This is a genomic window from Wolbachia endosymbiont of Drosophila simulans wHa, assembly GCF_000376605.1.
Classification (GTDB): domain Bacteria; phylum Pseudomonadota; class Alphaproteobacteria; order Rickettsiales; family Anaplasmataceae; genus Wolbachia; species Wolbachia pipientis.
In genome coordinates, this window is sequence record NC_021089.1 from 843208 (window position 1) to 860485 (window position 17278).

Sequence of the window (17278 nt, forward strand, 5' to 3'; positions counted from 1 at the left end):
AAAGTATGCCAGAGGATTCGTACTTTTTGCCATCAACGTTAACTTCTTTTCCACGTGTTATAACTCCTCCAGTTCATTACACAATATCGACGAAACCAATTCTACTTACGACAAAGAATGATCAAAAGTCCTCAAGTCTTGAGTTTTCTGCACGTTCTCCATGTTTGAAAGATGTGAACATTTTGGGTATGAAATCTGAAGAACATGATAAAAGCGAGCAAGGGGCTTGCTCACAGGTGGGTGTGAGAGCATTGGAAGGTGATCAGGCAGATGATGAAAGTATGCTAATAAAGATTCAGGGTCAGCAAGTGAGCTATAGGCCATCATTGACTCCTTTTCCTACAGCATGGAATGATTCAATGTCCTTAAATTCTGTGGCTTCTAATGAGGAACCTGAAAAACAGCAAGTTACTGATGAAAGTGATCTAGAAAGTAACGATGAGTGTTCTAAAGCAAAGCCACAGAGTGAATCTCCGAGTAGCCGGAAAGGGTCAGAAAGTAATTCGTTTTCAGGTAGTAGCACTCCATCAAAGGTACGACAATCTAGTATATTAGAGTCTCTAGAGAACACGTCTTTTGGTGGTATTCCAGAACACTTGCCACAAGATGCCGTAAGCAAGCCAAATGTGCCCGGGTACCGTAGTTCTAAAATTTCTGTAGATAGTGGTTTAGGGTCGCTTGAGCGGCCACAGTCGAATTCTTCTATAACTACTAGTACTGTTCCAGGGATATCTGAATCAAGGAAAGATCTAAATCCTCCCGTAGACAATAAGCGGCCACAGTCACTGCCACTTGCGGATTTTTCTACTTGTGCTAGTAATGAAACAGTAAAAGCTTTTTTGTGTTTTCTAGATTATTTTTCTTCTTCTGAAGGGAAGAAGCAACTACCCTTACTTCTTTCTTCTGAGGCGGGAAAGCAGTTATCCTCGATTTCGGATCCTCGTGAACAGGAAAACCTACTAGACTTTCTTTTTTCTACTGAGGGGAATAAGCAACTATGCTCGCTTTTTTCTTCTGAGAATAAACAACAACTGCATTCACTTTTTTCTCCTAAGGGAAAAGAGCTGCTGTTTTCACCTTCTCCTGAGGGGCAAAAAACGATACCTTTAGTTCTTTCTCCTGAAGGGAAGGAGCGATTACCCTTACTTTTGTCTCCTGAGGGAGAGCGAATATCCAAACCTTTCTCTCCTGAAGCAGGCAATATAATATCCTTACTTATTTATTCTCGTGTAGAACCTAAAAATATGTCACACCGTTCATTTCGTGACAAATTAGCAAAATGGCTTCACCGTAATTCTTCACTCTCAAAAGTGGCTTCTCCTCAAGAAAAACCTCTTACTAATGACGAGAAGAAGGAACTACGCCCATTTCTTTGTCCTAAGCTGCAGAAGAAACTAGATTCCAACTCTCTTGAGGATGCACAGTTAAAATACTTGCTGTATACTCCTGGTGGGAAAGAGAAGCTAAACTTACTCCTTTCTTCTCCTGAGAAGGAGGGAAAGCAACTACACCCAGGTTTACCTTCGGAGGCAGAAAAAGGCTTACTTTTTAAGTTCTTTGATGAACAAGAAATTAGTGGTAACACTTCTACAAATTCTAAAGATAGTGGTTATTCAGGATCGTCTTCACAAAAATCGACTAGTGATACTGGAAGTGATGAAGATGGACTAGAAGCTAGTGGTGGGTCGTCAGTCTCATCGAACTCCAGTACTTCCACTGTTAGAACTAAAATGGATGCTACTAAGATCGAGCAATACTTGCAGGAGAAAAAAGTTAACAGTTGTACCTAATCCACTGCTCTCAGCCACCTAAGTGTTTTATTAGCTGACCCTGAGAGCACTGGTGTTAATTTTTCTCATCCATTGTAAGTATTGCATGGTACTAAATGTTTAAAAAGTATTAATATAAAGATATCAATAAAATTATTTACACTTTCATGCTATGCCCGTAGCATCATATATTACTTAACCTTACAATAATTTTTTTATTCTTGCTGCTTCTTCAAACTCCAAATTTTTAGCATGCTCTATCATTTGCTTTCTCAAATCATCCTTATTAGTATTTACTTTCGGTTCTGCTATTGCCCTCTCCTGTAAGGTGTTTGATATAGGTTTTATTATAGTCTTCGGGATAATATTGTGCAATATATTATGTTCTTCTTGTTTTTTTCTTCTTCTTTCGGTCTCTCTCAATGCACGATCTAAAGAACCAGTGATTTTATCTGCATACAAAATTACTCTACCTTCAGCATTACGTGCAGCACGACCAATCGTTTGAATTAATGAAGTTTCCGATCGCAAAAATCCTTCTTTATCAGCATCCAAAATTGCAACCAACCCACACTCTGGAATATCAAGACCTTCCCTCAGCAAGTTAACACCTACTAAAACATCGATTTCTTTAGATCTCAATTTGTATATAATTTCTATTCTCTCCAGCGCAGCAATATCAGAATGCAAATAACTCACTCTCATATTCAATTCACTCATATATTCAGCTAAATTTTCAGCCATCTTTTTCGTCAATGTAGTGATTAAAACACAAAATCCCTTCCCTATTGTCACTTGTGCCTCATGAATTACATCATCAATTTGACTCTCTATTGGTTTTACAATGCAGATTGGGTCTGTAAGCCCTGTTGGACGGATAACTTGCTCTATAAATACATTATTGGTCTTTGCCAACTCATACTTTCCTGGAGTGGCTGAAATGTAAACAGTCTGCGGCCTAACTCCCTCCCACTCTTCAAATTTTAATGGACGATTATCAAAAGCGGAAGGGAGCCTGAAGCCATAGTCAATCAATTTCTTTTTACGCGCCTCATTACCACTGTACATCGCACCAACCTGAGGAACGGTGACATGACTCTCATCAACAAATAAAATTACGTCTTTGGGTAAATATTCAAACAAAGTAGGCAGTGGATCCCCAGCTTCCATTCCATAGAGATAACGCGAATAATTTTCAATACCTTTACATATTCCTGTTGTTCTCATCATTTCGATATCAAAATTAGTGCGTTGCTCGAGGCGCTTTGCTTCAACAATCTTATTTTGCGAGTAGTAATAATCCAAGCGTTCATGCAGCTCTTTTTTGACTAGTTCAATTGCCTGCAACAAAGCCTCACGCGGGGTTATGTAATAGCTATTTGGAAAAATGGTGATTTTATTTACGCCTTTGGTAACATTGCCCGTTATAGCATCAACTTCAGAAATTTCTTCTATTTCATCGCCAAATAACGATAAACGCCAAGCTTTATTTTCATAATGGGAAGGAAATATATCAATAATATCGCCGCGCACTCTGAAATATCCTCTCTCAAACCTGGCATCAGAGCGCTTGTATTGAAGATCAGTTAAGTTGCTCAGGAAATCATTAATACGAATTTTATTTCCAACACTAAGCGGTATGATCATGCTGCGGTAGCTCTCAGGCGAACCAAGACCGTATATGCAGGAAACACTGGCAACTACGATCGTATCCCTGCGCTCCAAAAGGGAGCAGACGGTGGAATAACGCAGCATCTCAATTCTTTCGTTAATTGCAGAATCTTTTTCGATATAAGTATCAGTTTGTGGTAAATAGGCTTCAGGTTGATAATAATCATAATAAGAAATGAAGTATTCAACAGCATTATGGGGAAACAATCCTTTCATTTCCTCATAAAGCTGTGCTGCTAAAGTTTTATTGTGTGCCATAATTAATGCAGGCCTGTTTGTCCTTGCAATAACATTTGCCATAGTAAAAGTTTTCCCAGAACCAGTAACTCCAAGCAAAACCTGATCTCTTTTATTGCTATTTAGCCCTGCAATTAAGCTATCGATTGCCTGTGGTTGATCCCCAGCCGGTTGAAAATGTGTAGCGATTTGAAATTCCATAGACTTTACTTACTATCTTTGATTCATTGTATAGTAAACACTATATTGCTTTTAAGATAAGTTGTATAGCTATCGTAAAGCCATAAAACATTAACCAACAATGTCATGCAAGTAGCTGACACTGGAATCTTGTTTCAATGTTAAACAAAATACCATAGAATTCAAGAAGACAATTCCTAAAAAATCCCTACATCCAAAAAAAGGCAAAATGCTGCTTGAATAAGCTAAATTTTTTTAGATGCAAAAACAATAAAACATAGTTGATACTAAAGTTATAGTACTCCTATGACAACGTTACAAAAATTAAGGAAATGGATAGCTCTGATCAATTGGAATAGTATTTTCAGGTACCGGTGGTCAATATGACATTTTTAAAATAAAGATTTAGAACCTGTTTAAAATCTTCTCAATAGAAGAGAAATGAAGGAAAGAACGACCATTTGTAGGCTAGTGTTAAGTTTTCGCTCGCAATTTTTCCACAATCGTCTGCATTTTTCTAACCAAGCGAAAGATCGCTCTACAACCCATCTTTGTGGCAATACAGCAAAGGAATGTAATTCACTTCGTTTTATTACTTCTACAGTTGCTCCAATAATCGTTTTTATTTTAGTTGCAAAATTTTCTCCTGTATAACCTGCATCGACCAGTATATTTTTAACTTCCGAGAGGTTTTCTTTTGCGCTTTCAACCATTCTCACAGCACTGCTAACCCCAGTTGTAAATTAGAAAAAATAGAAAAGGTAAGGAAATAGGGTAAACTCCGAGGTATTTGATATTCATTCCTAAAATAGGAGGTTACCAATGAAAGAGAAAGTAACAGAAATCTTTTGTATAGTCGATGATTTTCGCAATACAGTCGATGAAAATTTTGCAGAAAAACTTCTACCAAGTGGCAAAAAACCAACCAGGACGCCAGAGATTACGCATTCAGAGATTTTTACCATAATATTGCTATATCAAGTGCGACAATTTTAAAATTTTCTATGTGCATTATTTGAAATTATTATACGAATCAGCGTTTCCAAAATTGCCATCCTATAGTAGGTTTATCAGGTTAAAATCGCGGATTTTATGGTATTTAGCGCTCTTAATGCAATGGTTTTGCGAACAGTCAAAAGTGACAGGGATTTCGTACATAGATGCAACATCTATCGCTGTTTGCCATCCAAAAAGGACCTCGAGAAACAAAGTTTTCAAAGGGTTGGCAAAGATTGGAAAGACTACTTATGGGTGGTTTTTCGGTACATCTAGTAATCAATGAAACTGGCGAAATTCAAGGGGTTACGGTGATAAAAGGCAACGTTGATACCTGTGCCAAATTTAACTAAGAAATTGACTGGATTATTGTTTGGAGATAAAGGATATATCAAAAAAGATCTTTTTCACGAATTATTCGATAGAGGGTTAAAGCTTGTAACCAGTATAAAAAAGGGTACGAAAAACTCATTAATGGCGCTAAATGAGAAGATTTTGTTAAGAAAAAGATCGATTATTGAGACAGTTTTTGGCTCTCTGAAAAACAAATTTGAGATTGAGCATACTCGCCATAGATCACCGATAAATTTTTTGGTACACATTTTTTCTACGCTTGTTTCATATTCCATACAGCCGCTGCATTTCTAAGCTTTACTTCGTTGGCTAATCCGCAACTGGGGTATATAGGGTTGACACCAAGGCAATATTCTTCTGGAGAAGTTGATCGGCATGGCAGCATATCAAAGATGGGACCACCGGAATGTAGAAGTATGTTATATGAAGCTGCACAAACAATGCTTACAGTTACCAAGAGGACATTTAAATTAAAAAACTGGGGTTGCGAAGAAAAAAGGAATGAAAAAAGCAATTGTAGCAGTAGCAAGAAAATTAGCTGTAATTATGCATAGGATGTTGGTTGATAAAACAGAATTTTATTATCAATAAACATCAAAAGAGCATAGGACAATAATTTTATTGAAAATAAAGATAGCAATGCCGATGGAAGGGACAAGCAAGAACTTAGTTAGACTTCGTGGTAATACCAATTCCCGCTACACAAGTAACGGATAGACAATAATAGAAAAAAAGCCATACTGAAGTAAGTAAAGTAGCGAGGTTTAAATGGCATTAAGATCAAAATTATTGGATGAAAAAGTGGTGGAATCAGCAAAAGAAATGCTGAAGAAAGTAAGAAATAACGCATATGTTGCAAAAAAACTAAATGCTGTAATTGCAGCAAAAAAGCACAGTATAACAGCCGTAGCAAAGATATGCTGCATTTCAAGAAAGGCACTTACTGCATGACCTAAAATTTGGCAGAGAAGAAAAATTATTTGCTCCGCCTCAACGCCGTAGAAAAACTATATTGAATCAAAGTCAACGTGAACAAGTTGAGGTGTGGATAGAGGAAAACCCCAATATTACTATAAAAGAAATGAAAATAAGAATTCAAGAAAAGTTTGGTTTGAATATCAGCAAATCTACAGTACACCGTAATATGCAAAGAATGAAATTCTCATATATCACACCAAGACCAGTGCATAACGGACAAGATAAAAGTAAACAAGAGGAATTTAAAAAAAAATCTTAATGAAACTATTGTCATGTATCCTGAAAAAGAGCTATTTTTCTTCGATGAATCGCGGTTTGGCACACATTCAAAGATTGGACACGGGTGGTTTAAAAAAGGCATTAGGACACAGGTTAAGGTAAAACTAGGTAGGCAAAATTTTTATCTCTATAGTGCAGTTAATCCCAGAAATGGAGAAAGTTCTAGCTCAAACGTCAATACTGATTGTATGAATATATTCCTTGAGCAGATGTCACAATATTTAGGAACAAGGGAGGCATTTCTTATCATGGATTGTGCTAGTTGGCATAAGTCAAAAATTTAAAAGTACCTAAAAATATCGACATTATATACCTACCACCATACTCACCTGACCTCAATCCTGTTGAGAGGTTTTGGTTATATATAAAACAGAACATTTTGCGTAACAAAATCTACGACACAATTGCTTTGCTTGAGAGCGCTTTGTGCAAATTTATTACCTCTCTTTCTCACTCCACAATTAAAAAACTCTGCAATGCCGCTTATTTGATTCACTAGTAATGAGAATTGGTATTACATAACCATATAACATTGGGAATAGAAACAAAAAACTTGCTTGACACCCTTCGCCAGCCCCCTTATCATAAAACTGAAGCTATTGTATTTGCTTTCGCCGATCTGCAGATTAAAAGGTAAGGATTACTTAATGTATCGGCGTCTTATATTCAATTTTTTGCAGTATATAGATACTGTATGTCTTTACAAAACTTCATCTACATCTAGATTTTTATCTAAATAAGCTGAACGCGCTTATAAAGCGTTACAAGACATCAAAAAATGCCAATACTCGACAGAGATAGTAAAAGACTAGCTAACTCGGGGATTCTTTGTCTTTTTTTCTGCTTAGTAAATTTCTTAAACATTTGCAGCGTAGGTTAGTTGCAATTAAAAGCAGCTAAATCTTGCTTGTCAAGCGTTTAAAACATAAAAAACGCCAATATTTTAAAGCAGATAATAACCCCAGGGCTTCTTTTGCCTTTTTTTTTATTTGGTAAATTTCTTAATATTTATGGCTAAACGACAACCGTCATCCCGCTACGTGTTAGCGGGATCTATTGCCGAGATACCGCGAATGAATCGCGGTATGACGGTTCGTGGCGGCATGACCTCGTCATTCCCCTACGTGTTAGCGGGATCTAGAGATACCGTGACGGTATGACGGTTCGCGCGGTGGCATGACCTCGTCATCCCGCTACGTGTTAGCGGGATCTATGCTTTGAGATACCGCGAATGAATCGCGGTATGACGGTTCGCGGCGGCGTGACGATAAGCTCGTCATCCCGCTACTTGTTAGCGGGATCTAGAGATACCGCGAATGAATCGCGGTATGACATAGGGAACCCTTTCTTGGGTTAGCTATAGATTTACTTCGCATATTCAGCTAATTTTTATTACAATTACAACAAAATAATTTTGGCTTTGATGAAAACTGTATATGTATGTCAATCCTGTGGTCACAGCACTGGTAGGTGGGTAGGGAAGTGCATCGCATGTGACAATTGGGATACAATTGTTGAGGAAATAGCAGTAAAAACGGGCAAAAGAAGTATATCTGCACCAATTTTAATAAAGACGTTATCGGGTAGCGAAATTATCACTCCAAGTCGTTTTTTAACAGGAATAGAAGAATTAGATAGAGTTTTTGGTGGGGGTATCGTTCAAGGTGCTAGCATTTTAATTGGTGGCGAACCTGGTATTGGAAAATCCACCCTTTTGCTTAGAATTGCAGCTAATGTTGTGCAACTTTCCTCTTTTGAATGTCTTTATGTATCCGGCGAGGAGTCTTTAGAGCAGGTGAGTCTCAGAGCAAAGCGTCTTAAGATAAATGAACCTAAAATTAAGCTTTTATCTACAGTGTCTTTAACTGATGTAGTAGCAACAATAAAGGAAAACAAAAGTATTAAATTCTTAGTAATTGACTCTATACAAACAATGTATGATAGCAGAATTACATCGGCACCAGGAACTGTAACTCAGGTTCGTACTTGCGCACATGAATTAACTATTCTTGCGAAACAATATGGTGTTTCTCTTTTAATAGTTGGTCATATAACTAAGGATGGACAAATAGCTGGACCCAAAACTCTGGAGCATATGGTGGATACGGTATTATATTTTGAAGGTGAAAATAGCAATCAATGTCGCATTTTGCGTACTATTAAAAATAGATTTGGCCCTGCAAATGAAATTGGTGTTTTTGAGATGTCTGAAGCAGGACTTGTGCCTGTTGATAATCCATCATCATTGTTTCTGATGGCCCATGACAGAGAAGTAGTTGGCAGCGCCGTATTTGCAGGAATTGAAGGTTCAAGACCAATTTTAATGGAAGTGCAAGCATTAATAGCAGGGACTAATATGGCAACCCCAAGAAGGGCAGTAGTTGGGTGGGATATTAATCGATTGGCTATGATCATTGCGGTGCTAAATGCTCGTTGCAAAATGTTTTTGCATGATAAAGAGGTATACCTAAACATTGCAGGGGGACTCAAAATACAGGAACCATCGGCTGATCTTGCTGTTGCTGCTTCCCTTATTTCAAGTGTAGTAAATTTACCGCTGCCAACTTCTTCAATAATCTGCGGTGAAGTTGCACTTTCAGGAGAAATTAGGAATGTCTCGCATGCTGATCTCAGACTAAAAGAAGCACAAAAGTTAGGATTCAAAAAAGCAATTATGCCTAAAAATGGCAATTATTCTTCTCATGATATTGAGATAATTAAGCTTGGTCATGTAAGGGAATTAAGAGAAGTCTTTAATTACAATTAAATAATGCTTCAGCAAATTCTTTACTAGTAAACTCCCTTAAGTCCTCTATATTTTCGCCAATTCCTATAGCATGTAACTTTACCTTATAAGCTTCTGCAAGTCCAATTACTACTCCGCCCTTAGCGGTGCCATCTAGCTTTGTTACGATTAGCCCGGTAACATGGACCATCTTACTAAATGCCTCTAATTGGCTATAAGCATTTTGGCCGGTAGTTGCGTCAAGAACTAAAATAACGTCATGAGGGGCAGTATCATCCAATTTCTTTATCGTTCTATATATTTTTGATAACTCCTCCATAAGGTTCACATTATTTTGCAGCCTTCCTGCTGTGTCAATTAGAACAACATCAACGTTATCTTTTATAGCTTGACTTACAGCTCTATATGCCACACTTGCAGAGTCGCTACCGTACTCTCCAGTAACAATCAAGCAATCAGAACGTTCTGCCCAAATGTTTAACTGCTCACTAGCAGCAGCTCTAAATGTGTCACACGCAACAAGCATAACGGATTTTCCCATCTCCTTATATTTATATGCAAGCTTACCTATAGTCGTGGTTTTACCATTACCGTTTACTCCGCATACCATTATTATATGTGGTTTTTTATTTAAAATTAACGGCTGTACAACTGGGCTCAATATAGCTTCTATTTCGTTCATTAACTGCTGCGAGATAATATTATGTTCAACTTCCTTGTCAAACTTGATGCTTGTGAGCCTATCGATAATCAACTTAGAAGTTTTATGACCAATGTCCATGCTAATTAGCAATTCCTCTAATTCATCTAAAAGCGACTGATCTAATTTTTTTTTGCCAGAAAAAATACTTTTCACCCCGTCGCTAAAGCGAGAAGAAGTTTTTAACAAGCCTTTATAAAGGTTACTAAACAAACTCAAGGGAATACTCCTTTTTAAATTATAAACTTAATGACAACATAGAGACGCTGATTGTAAAGAAATACACGTATTATGTGTATTTGTAAAGTTAAACAATCGTTTTACGGGAATTTTGAAAGTAAAAATCACGTAAAACGATTGTTTTCCTTTAGTTTTTAACCTAAATATGTTATAATGTAAAATAGCAGTTTATAGGTAATTTTATGAGTTATAATGAGAAAATTTTAGATCATTATGAAAATCCAAGGAATGTTGGCTCTCTGGATAAAAATGATCCAAATGTTGGTACTGGTTTAGTTGGTGCACCATCGTGCGGTGATGTAATGAAATTGCAGATAAAGGTCAATGACAAAGGTGTTATTGAAGATGCAAAATTTAAAACTTTTGGTTGTGGTTCTGCCATTGCTTCAAGTTCCTTGTTAACAGAGATGATAAAGGGAAGAACCATCAGTGACCTTACACAGATAAAGAATACTCAAATAGTGGAAGAGTTGTCTTTACCTCCAGTGAAGATACACTGTTCGGTACTTGCTGAAGATGCTATAAAGGCTGCTATTCATGATTATCAAAGTAAGCAAAAGAATTAAGAAGCATGAGTGAATATCAAGAAGTAGGCGGAGGTGAAACTGTAAAAAAGAATAGAAAACTTATCACTATAACTGCGGAAGCAGTAGAAAGGATAAGGTATTTATTGGACCAAAAGAAGCATACTAACCTTGAGAAACCGGAAGAAGCAATAGGAATAAGAGTGCTAATTAAGCAAAAAGGATGTTCTGGTTTAAAATATGATATTGAATATGCGTATGATACTCGTCCTTTAGAGTCGATAATTGAGGAAAACTGCAGTGATGACCAAAAAGTTAAAGTGTTGATCGATCCAAAATCCGTCATGTTTATTCTTGGCTCTGAAATGGATTATGTAGAAGAAAAATTTTCATCGGGTTTTGTTTTCAAAAATCCTAATGAGAAAGGAAAATGTGGTTGTGGAGAGAGTTTTCATGTCTAGCAGCTATTTTACATTGTTTGAAATTGAACCAACTTTCAATATCAGCTTTGATGAGTTAGAGAAAAAATATATTGAGCTAAGCAAAACTGATATAAATGAAAGACAGTCCCAAAACATGGAAAATATTAACAGAGCTTATCAGATACTAAAGTCACCGCTAAAACGTGCCGAGCATTTGCTAGATTTTTTTGATGTGAAAAGCCAAAAGGACCACTTAAATTCTGAAATATTAAGTGAATCAATGGAAATAAGAGAATATTTGCTGGACTGCGATGATTTACAATTTGCAAGCAGGATGATTGATGAAAAAATAAAAGATTGCGTTAAAAACCTAATTAACACTTTTGCTATAAAGAATTTTGATGGAGCTGCTACACAAGTCTTAAGATTGAAATATTTATATAAGTCATTTGAGGAGGTGAAAAAGAATGCAACCAATTCAAATTTCTGAACCAAATTCAAGTGAAGTAATTTTTGGTATAGATCTTGGTACTACCAATTCTTTGATTGCTATGGTAAATAAAGCTGGTAACGTGGAGATATTTGAAGATGAACAAGGAAGAGAACTGCTGCCTTCTGCTCTTTCATATGAAAATAATACATTAAAAACTGGCTACGATGTCGGTCAAAATGCAATCTACTCAATAAAGCGTTTAATGGGTAAAAGTGTTGAAGAATTAAATAAAGAAGGCGTCAATTTTGAAATAGATCATGAAAGCGAAAAAGTTATTAGAATAAAATGCGCAGAGGAAAAGTATCTTACTCCTGTTGAGATTTCTGCTGAGATATTAAAAGCTTTATGTGAGAGGGTAAAAAAGTCTAAGGGACTGGAAGTAAAAAAAGCAGTGATTACTGTGCCAGCTTACTTTGACGATTCAGCACGTAACGCAACTAAATATGCGGCAAAATTAGCTGGAATAGAAGTTCTTCGCCTCGTTAACGAGCCAACCGCTGCAGCGCTTTCTTACTCCATTGAAAAGAACAATAGCAGTAGAATATATGCAGTGTATGACCTTGGTGGCGGAACGTTCGATATTTCGATATTGAAATTGCATCAAGGAGTGTTTCAAGTTCTTGCAGTTGGTGGTGACACCAAACTCGGCGGTGATGATTTTGATCATTTGCTGAGTTCAATTGTGATTGATAAGTATAGAGAAAAGACGGCCAAGCAACTAAATTCCTTACTTATCGAATCACGCTCTGTGAAGGAATATCTGAGCAAAAACACCTCAGGCATTTTTGAATTCAGCATTAACGGCAAGCCATTTGAATGTGAAATTACCAGAGAAGAATTCGAGCAGGCAATCAGTTCTTTGGTCAATAAGACTATCAATATAGTCACTCGTACTATAAGCGACATAGATCTTAAAATTGATAATATAAAAGGAGTAATTTTAGTTGGTGGTGCAACTAGAACACCATTGGTTCAAAATTCACTAGTCAAACTCTTTGGAAATAAAGTGCTGAATGACGTGGATCCAGATAAAGCAGTTGCCATTGGGGCAGCTCTGCAAGCTCATGATTTAACTTCGAGCTCAAAAGATAGGAATATTCTCCTGGATGTTCTACCTTTATCACTTGGCATAGAAACTATGGGAGGCATAGTTGAAAAAATCATACCAAGAAATACGCCACTACCAGTTTCAGAAACAAAAGAGTTTACAACTTATTTTGATGGGCAAACAGCAATGAAAATTCACGTTTGTCAGGGAGAACGTGAAATGATAGAGGATAACAAATCTCTAGCGCAGTTTGAACTAAAAGGTATACCGCCACTACCTGCAGGTTCTGCAAGAGTTGAAATAGAATTTACAGTTAACGTTGACGGAATCTTGACTGTTACTGCAAGAGAAAAAACTACTGGAATAGAGCAGACAGTTGAAGTAAATTCAAGTTTTGGCTTGAGTGAAGCTGATGTTCAAAATATGGTTAACCAGTCAATAAACAGCTTTGATGAAGATATGAAGGCTCGTTCCCTTGCAGGCGCTAAAATTAATGGAAATAAACTCATACACTTGGTTGAAAACAATAATAACCTTTCCACTGATCAAAAGTTGAAAAACCTATTACAAAATGCAAAAAACGCTTTACAAGGCAATGACTTGAATGAAATTAACAACACTATCGCCGAGTTAGAAAATTCTTCTTTAGAGTTGTGTGAATTAACAAATAGGTAGAAAAAGCTTACACAACCTTGTGCAATACCCTATTTAATCTCAAAGCAACAGGTAACCTGAAATTAAATGGTAACCAATCGACCTTCCCCAGTTTAAACGATAAACCAACTATACTTACACGCCCAATGATATTTTCCATTGGTACAAAACCAACTTCAGGAAACCTGCTATCCAAAGAATTATTTCTATTGTCTCCCATAACGAAAAATTGATCGTTAGGTACATAATAAACCGGAGTGTTATATGATAGCTTATTAGAAATGTCATCTACCAAAATCTCATGTTCCTTGCCACTTAAAAGCGTTTCTATATATCTTGGTATGTTACGATTTGACTCATAATCAAAAAAACTTTCAATTTGCCTTCGCTCTACTTTCTGATCATTTAGGTATAATTCTCCCTCTATCATTTGCACTTTGTCACCTGGTGTTCCTATTACTCGCTTAACAAACCTGATGCTGTCATTTCTTGTGGGTTTGAAAACTACTATGTCGCCACGCTTTGGAGGGGTATAAAAAATCCTGCCGCTAAAAATGTTTGGAGAAAATGGAAATGAGTGTTTACTGTAACCGTATGAATATTTACTAGTAAAAATGTAATCCCCTTCAAGTAGGGTGCTTTTCATTGAACCAGAAGGTATATGAAATGGCTCGAATAAAAAACTACGTATTGACAGCGCAATCAACAGTAAAAAAAACAATGAAGATAAAAATCTTCCCGTTCTTATCACCCAGTTTTTGCTTAGTTCTTCCAACTTTGTTTTTCTTATAGATTAAGCTTATTATAATACATAAATTAAAAAATGGTAATATGAAATTTTACTTGTGAATGTTATTCCTCTATTCAAAACGATTTTGAAAAGGCGGTTCATTTCTTTCAACGGTGTCATCCAAGTAGCGTGACACATAACTGTACGAACATTGCAATTTGCAGGTGGCAGATGAAAGTAGCTGATGCACATCTGTACGAACATTTGCTTTTGTTAAGGTAATATGGTGTTATGAAAGTAGCTGACACTGGAATGGCTTTGTTGCATCGCTACTTATGAAAGGCTAACTATAGTTAGGATTATAAGCAACTTATTGAAAATCTTGTTTTTTTGCAATCAATCTGATCAAATTTAAGAATAGTAATTTGTTATTTATATTAATAAATTTAATTCTATTGAAAATAGCTAAAGCATTGAAATTCTTGAATTTTAGCCGGATTGGTAAATGGTAGTGAAATTTCTTTTACTCAAATTTAGGTATTCATTGACCGTTCTTGTTATAAATACCAGAATAATAAGCTAATGATATTCCCTATCTTTTTTATCTTTAATCCATCATAGCTAGCGATGCAACAAAGCCCACTGGAATCCAGGTTGTAACCGTTCACGGATTGTGAGAATGAATAAAGAACTAAGCAGTCGTAACTTTTGGAAGGGATTTTGGCCATTGAGACGTGATGTCAAAAATATCGACAACATTCTTTCCACAAATCTTTCTCCATGTTCCGACCAGGTGAAAAAGCTGTTTTTACGATAGCCGTCTAATTTGCCGTTCTGCAAGGTTGTTGATTGACTTCAGGCTTTCGTAAAAACTTCCACACCATATCCTCGGCCTTAACATCTTAATGGCCATTCTCAAACCATTTACAAGCCTTGTCATTTCATGCCCCCCCTTTTTGCATTAGTTGTGTAGCATCTTTTAATATTAGCAAGGCCTATAATAGTGCAACACTGCCTTACGTATTGCCAATCCAAATTCTACTTGCTGTAAAATAACACAATCTGCTACATCGCTGCTAATCTCAATCCCTCTATTTATTGGCCCTGGGTGCATAACAATCGCATCTGGTTTTGCGTATGATAGCTTTTGTAAATCAAGTCCATACAAATGAAAATATTCTTTCTCTGAAGAACTATTATTCATGCGCTCTTTCTGCAATCTCAAAAGCATAATTACGTCAGCATCCTTTATACCTTCAATTAATGAATAATGGACTGAATCTACTTCAGGAAAATGCTTACAAATCAAAGTTGGTGGTGCGACCAAGTTTATCTCTGCTCCAAACATTTTTAGCAATCTTATATTTGATCTTGCAACTCTACTGTGCAGAATATCTCCACATATCACAACTTTGAGGTCCTTTATTTGCTTTTTGTGATTGCTGATTACAAGATAGTCTGCAAGAGCTTGAGTTGGATGTTCACTACTTCCATCGCCTGCATTGATTAGCGAGCAGTTAACATACTTTGCCAGTGTATTAATGATACCACTACTTTTATGCCTGATTATTATGTAATCAGGATTCATTGCATTTAATGTTTTGATCATGTCTTTTAGATCTTCTCCCTTGTTAATAGAAGAAGATCTTATTGGCAAAGTTACAACATTTGCTCCAAGGCTTTTTGCTGCTATTTCAAAAGACGCAAGTGTACGCGTTGAATCTTCAAAGAATAAATTTATTACTGTCTTATTTTCCAAGATATGACTATTTGCAACTTCTTTTTTAAGGTACTGGTTGGCCAACTTAGTTATATTTTCTACATCATCGACTGTAAGGTCTGAGATGTTTAACAAATTCCTTCTCTTGTTCATAATTTCCTTTTAACATGCAATTGTTATCCAACTACTTGAACCAATTCTACTTTCTTATTATCGTTTTTCAATAGACCTCTTGTGCAGCAATTGTTTTGGTGGAAGAACGGAAAAAGATAGTAAAGTCAAAATCAAGTTAGAAGGAAGAAAAAGTTCAGCAAGTTAAGAGTAAGGTACATTAGCATAAATCTTTCATCCCAATGTTTAGTGGCACTGGAGATTACTTACACTTACACTCATCCGCTATCATAACAGCCTCAAAAAGATGCTTCTCAAGTTCACTTAGAGGCAAATCACTTTGTGAATAATTTCCCCAAGATTTTAGTATATCGGAAGTTTCAACGCCTTCAATAATAGGATATTCTTGGTTTTTTTTAGCGTATAACTCTTGAGCCTGCTTGCTTACTAAAAATTCCAATAAGACTATAGCATTTTCCCTGTTTTTTGCGTTTTTTGTTACTGCTGCACCACTGATGTTTACCATTACACCGTGATCGTTGCGATTAGGAAAAAAAGCCCCTAGCTTGTCTGCAACATTCTTTTTATTTTCTGATGAAAGAATTCTCGCAAAGTAGTAGCTGTTTACTATTGCAACATCTCCCTCACCCGCTGCTACGGCGTAAATTTGATCAGTATCACCACCACTTGGTTTTCTTGCCATATTGCTCACAATTCCGCTTACCCATTCTTTCGTCTTTTCAAAACCATTATTTGCAATCATAAAAGCAATTAACGATCTGTTATATGGACTTGTAGAAGAACGCACTAATATTTTTCCTTTCCATTTTTCATTTGCTAAATCTTCATAAGTACTTAAGTCCTTAGGGTCTACTGACTCTTTATTGTAAACCAATATCCTAGCTCTTTTTGTAAGACCAAACCAATAATCTTCACTGTCTCTAAATCTTGCAGGTATAACACTTTTTAAAACCTCTGAATCTACTTGAGATAAAAGTCCTCTTTTTTTTGCTAGAATTAAGTTGATTGCATCAGCAGTCAAAAATAAGTCAGCTTCACCACCGTTTTCCATTCGTGAAAGTAGCTGAGAATAATCATCAATGATGTAACGTACTTTAATACCTGTATTTTTCGTGAATTCATCAAACAAAGTACGTACTAATTCTTCTTTGCGCGATGAATAAACATTTACCACTTGTGAGTCATTAGTTCCGTCGTTTCTGTATAAATAAGTAATAACTATCAATATAATTGCTATTAAGGATGTGAATATAAAGGCTTTTTTCATATTGGATAAAAAATAACTTCTTTCAGTTAAAGTTACCAAGATGGTACAACTTTAGCAAGTGTAAAGTTCGTTAGATAAATCATAAAAACTTCCTTGACAAGCTTCGCCAGCCCCCTTATTATAACACTGAGGCTATTT

12 protein-coding genes and 3 pseudogenes are annotated in these 17278 nt (G+C 36.3%); 9 read left to right on the forward strand and 6 right to left on the reverse strand.

Features of this window, described 5'->3' with window-relative positions:
- Nucleotides 1–5: 5 nt before the first annotated feature.
- Nucleotides 6–1790 carry a hypothetical protein gene (locus tag WHA_RS06920; RefSeq protein ID WP_179943633.1) on the forward strand — a complete coding sequence of 595 codons (1785 nt, stop codon included), beginning with the start codon at nt 6–8 and terminating at the stop codon, nt 1788–1790.
- A 180-nt stretch (nt 1791–1970) separates the two neighbouring features.
- Here WHA_RS06920 and uvrB read toward each other — a convergent pair whose 3' ends face one another.
- Complete coding sequence (uvrB, locus tag WHA_RS03810; protein ID WP_015589232.1) at nt 1971–3878, reverse strand: excinuclease ABC subunit UvrB; 1908 nt, start codon at nt 3876–3878, stop codon at nt 1971–1973.
- Nucleotides 3879–4273: 395 nt separating this feature from the next.
- A pseudogene (locus WHA_RS03815) lies at nt 4274–4594 on the reverse strand (transposase); the annotation flags it as partial.
- 85 nt (nt 4595–4679) lie between these two features.
- Here WHA_RS03815 and WHA_RS03820 point away from each other — a divergent pair.
- From WHA_RS03820 to radA, 4 genes and pseudogenes are all read left to right on the forward strand, one after another.
- Nucleotides 4680–5520, forward strand: a pseudogene (locus WHA_RS03820) (IS982 family transposase).
- A 22-nt stretch (nt 5521–5542) separates the two neighbouring features.
- Complete coding sequence (locus WHA_RS03825; protein ID WP_179943635.1) at nt 5543–5761, forward strand: transposase; 219 nt, start codon at nt 5543–5545, stop codon at nt 5759–5761.
- A 214-nt stretch (nt 5762–5975) separates the two neighbouring features.
- A pseudogene (locus tag WHA_RS06480) lies at nt 5976–6963 on the forward strand (IS630 family transposase).
- 924 nt (nt 6964–7887) lie between these two features.
- Entirely contained in the window at nt 7888–9231 is a 1344-nt protein-coding gene (gene radA, locus WHA_RS03840) for a DNA repair protein RadA (RefSeq protein ID WP_015589233.1), read from the forward strand.
- Here the strand turns inward: radA and ftsY are convergent.
- Nucleotides 9218–10129, reverse strand: a complete 912-nt coding sequence (gene ftsY / locus WHA_RS03845) for a signal recognition particle-docking protein FtsY (protein WP_015589234.1) — start codon at nt 10127–10129, stop codon at nt 9218–9220. The two genes, radA and ftsY, sit on opposite strands and share 14 nt — an antisense overlap.
- Nucleotides 10130–10332: 203 nt before the next feature.
- On the opposite strand from ftsY, the gene iscU reads away from it, so the two are divergent.
- The 4 genes from iscU to hscA are packed head-to-tail and all read left to right on the forward strand — an operon-like array spanning nt 10333 to nt 13312.
- Nucleotides 10333–10716, forward strand: a complete 384-nt coding sequence (iscU, locus tag WHA_RS03850; protein ID WP_015589235.1) for a Fe-S cluster assembly scaffold IscU — start codon at nt 10333–10335, stop codon at nt 10714–10716.
- 5 nt (nt 10717–10721) lie between these two features.
- Nucleotides 10722–11135, forward strand: a complete 414-nt coding sequence (locus WHA_RS03855; protein ID WP_015589236.1) for a HesB/IscA family protein — start codon at nt 10722–10724, stop codon at nt 11133–11135.
- On the forward strand, nt 11128–11586 hold the full coding sequence (locus WHA_RS03860) for an iron-sulfur cluster co-chaperone HscB C-terminal domain-containing protein (RefSeq protein WP_015589237.1): 459 nt from the start codon (nt 11128–11130) through the stop codon (nt 11584–11586). The genes WHA_RS03855 and WHA_RS03860 overlap by 8 nt, the downstream gene beginning before the upstream one ends.
- Complete coding sequence (gene hscA / locus WHA_RS03865; protein WP_015589238.1) at nt 11564–13312, forward strand: Fe-S protein assembly chaperone HscA; 1749 nt, start codon at nt 11564–11566, stop codon at nt 13310–13312. The genes WHA_RS03860 and hscA overlap by 23 nt, the downstream gene beginning before the upstream one ends.
- Before the next feature lie 7 nt (nt 13313–13319).
- Here hscA and lepB read toward each other — a convergent pair whose 3' ends face one another.
- The 3 genes from lepB to WHA_RS03880 all read right to left on the reverse strand — a co-directional run bounded on the left by lepB (nt 13320) and on the right by WHA_RS03880 (nt 17140).
- Nucleotides 13320–14066, reverse strand: coding sequence for a signal peptidase I (gene lepB / locus WHA_RS03870; RefSeq protein ID WP_010962911.1), 747 nt, complete (start codon nt 14064–14066; stop codon nt 13320–13322).
- Nucleotides 14067–15006: 940 nt separating this feature from the next.
- Nucleotides 15007–15894, reverse strand: coding sequence for an aspartate carbamoyltransferase catalytic subunit (locus WHA_RS03875; RefSeq protein WP_015589239.1), 888 nt, complete (start codon nt 15892–15894; stop codon nt 15007–15009).
- Between the two features lie 220 nt (nt 15895–16114).
- Nucleotides 16115–17140, reverse strand: a complete 1026-nt coding sequence (locus WHA_RS03880) for an extracellular solute-binding protein (RefSeq protein WP_015589240.1) — start codon at nt 17138–17140, stop codon at nt 16115–16117.
- Between the last annotated feature and the right edge of the window lie 138 nt (nt 17141–17278).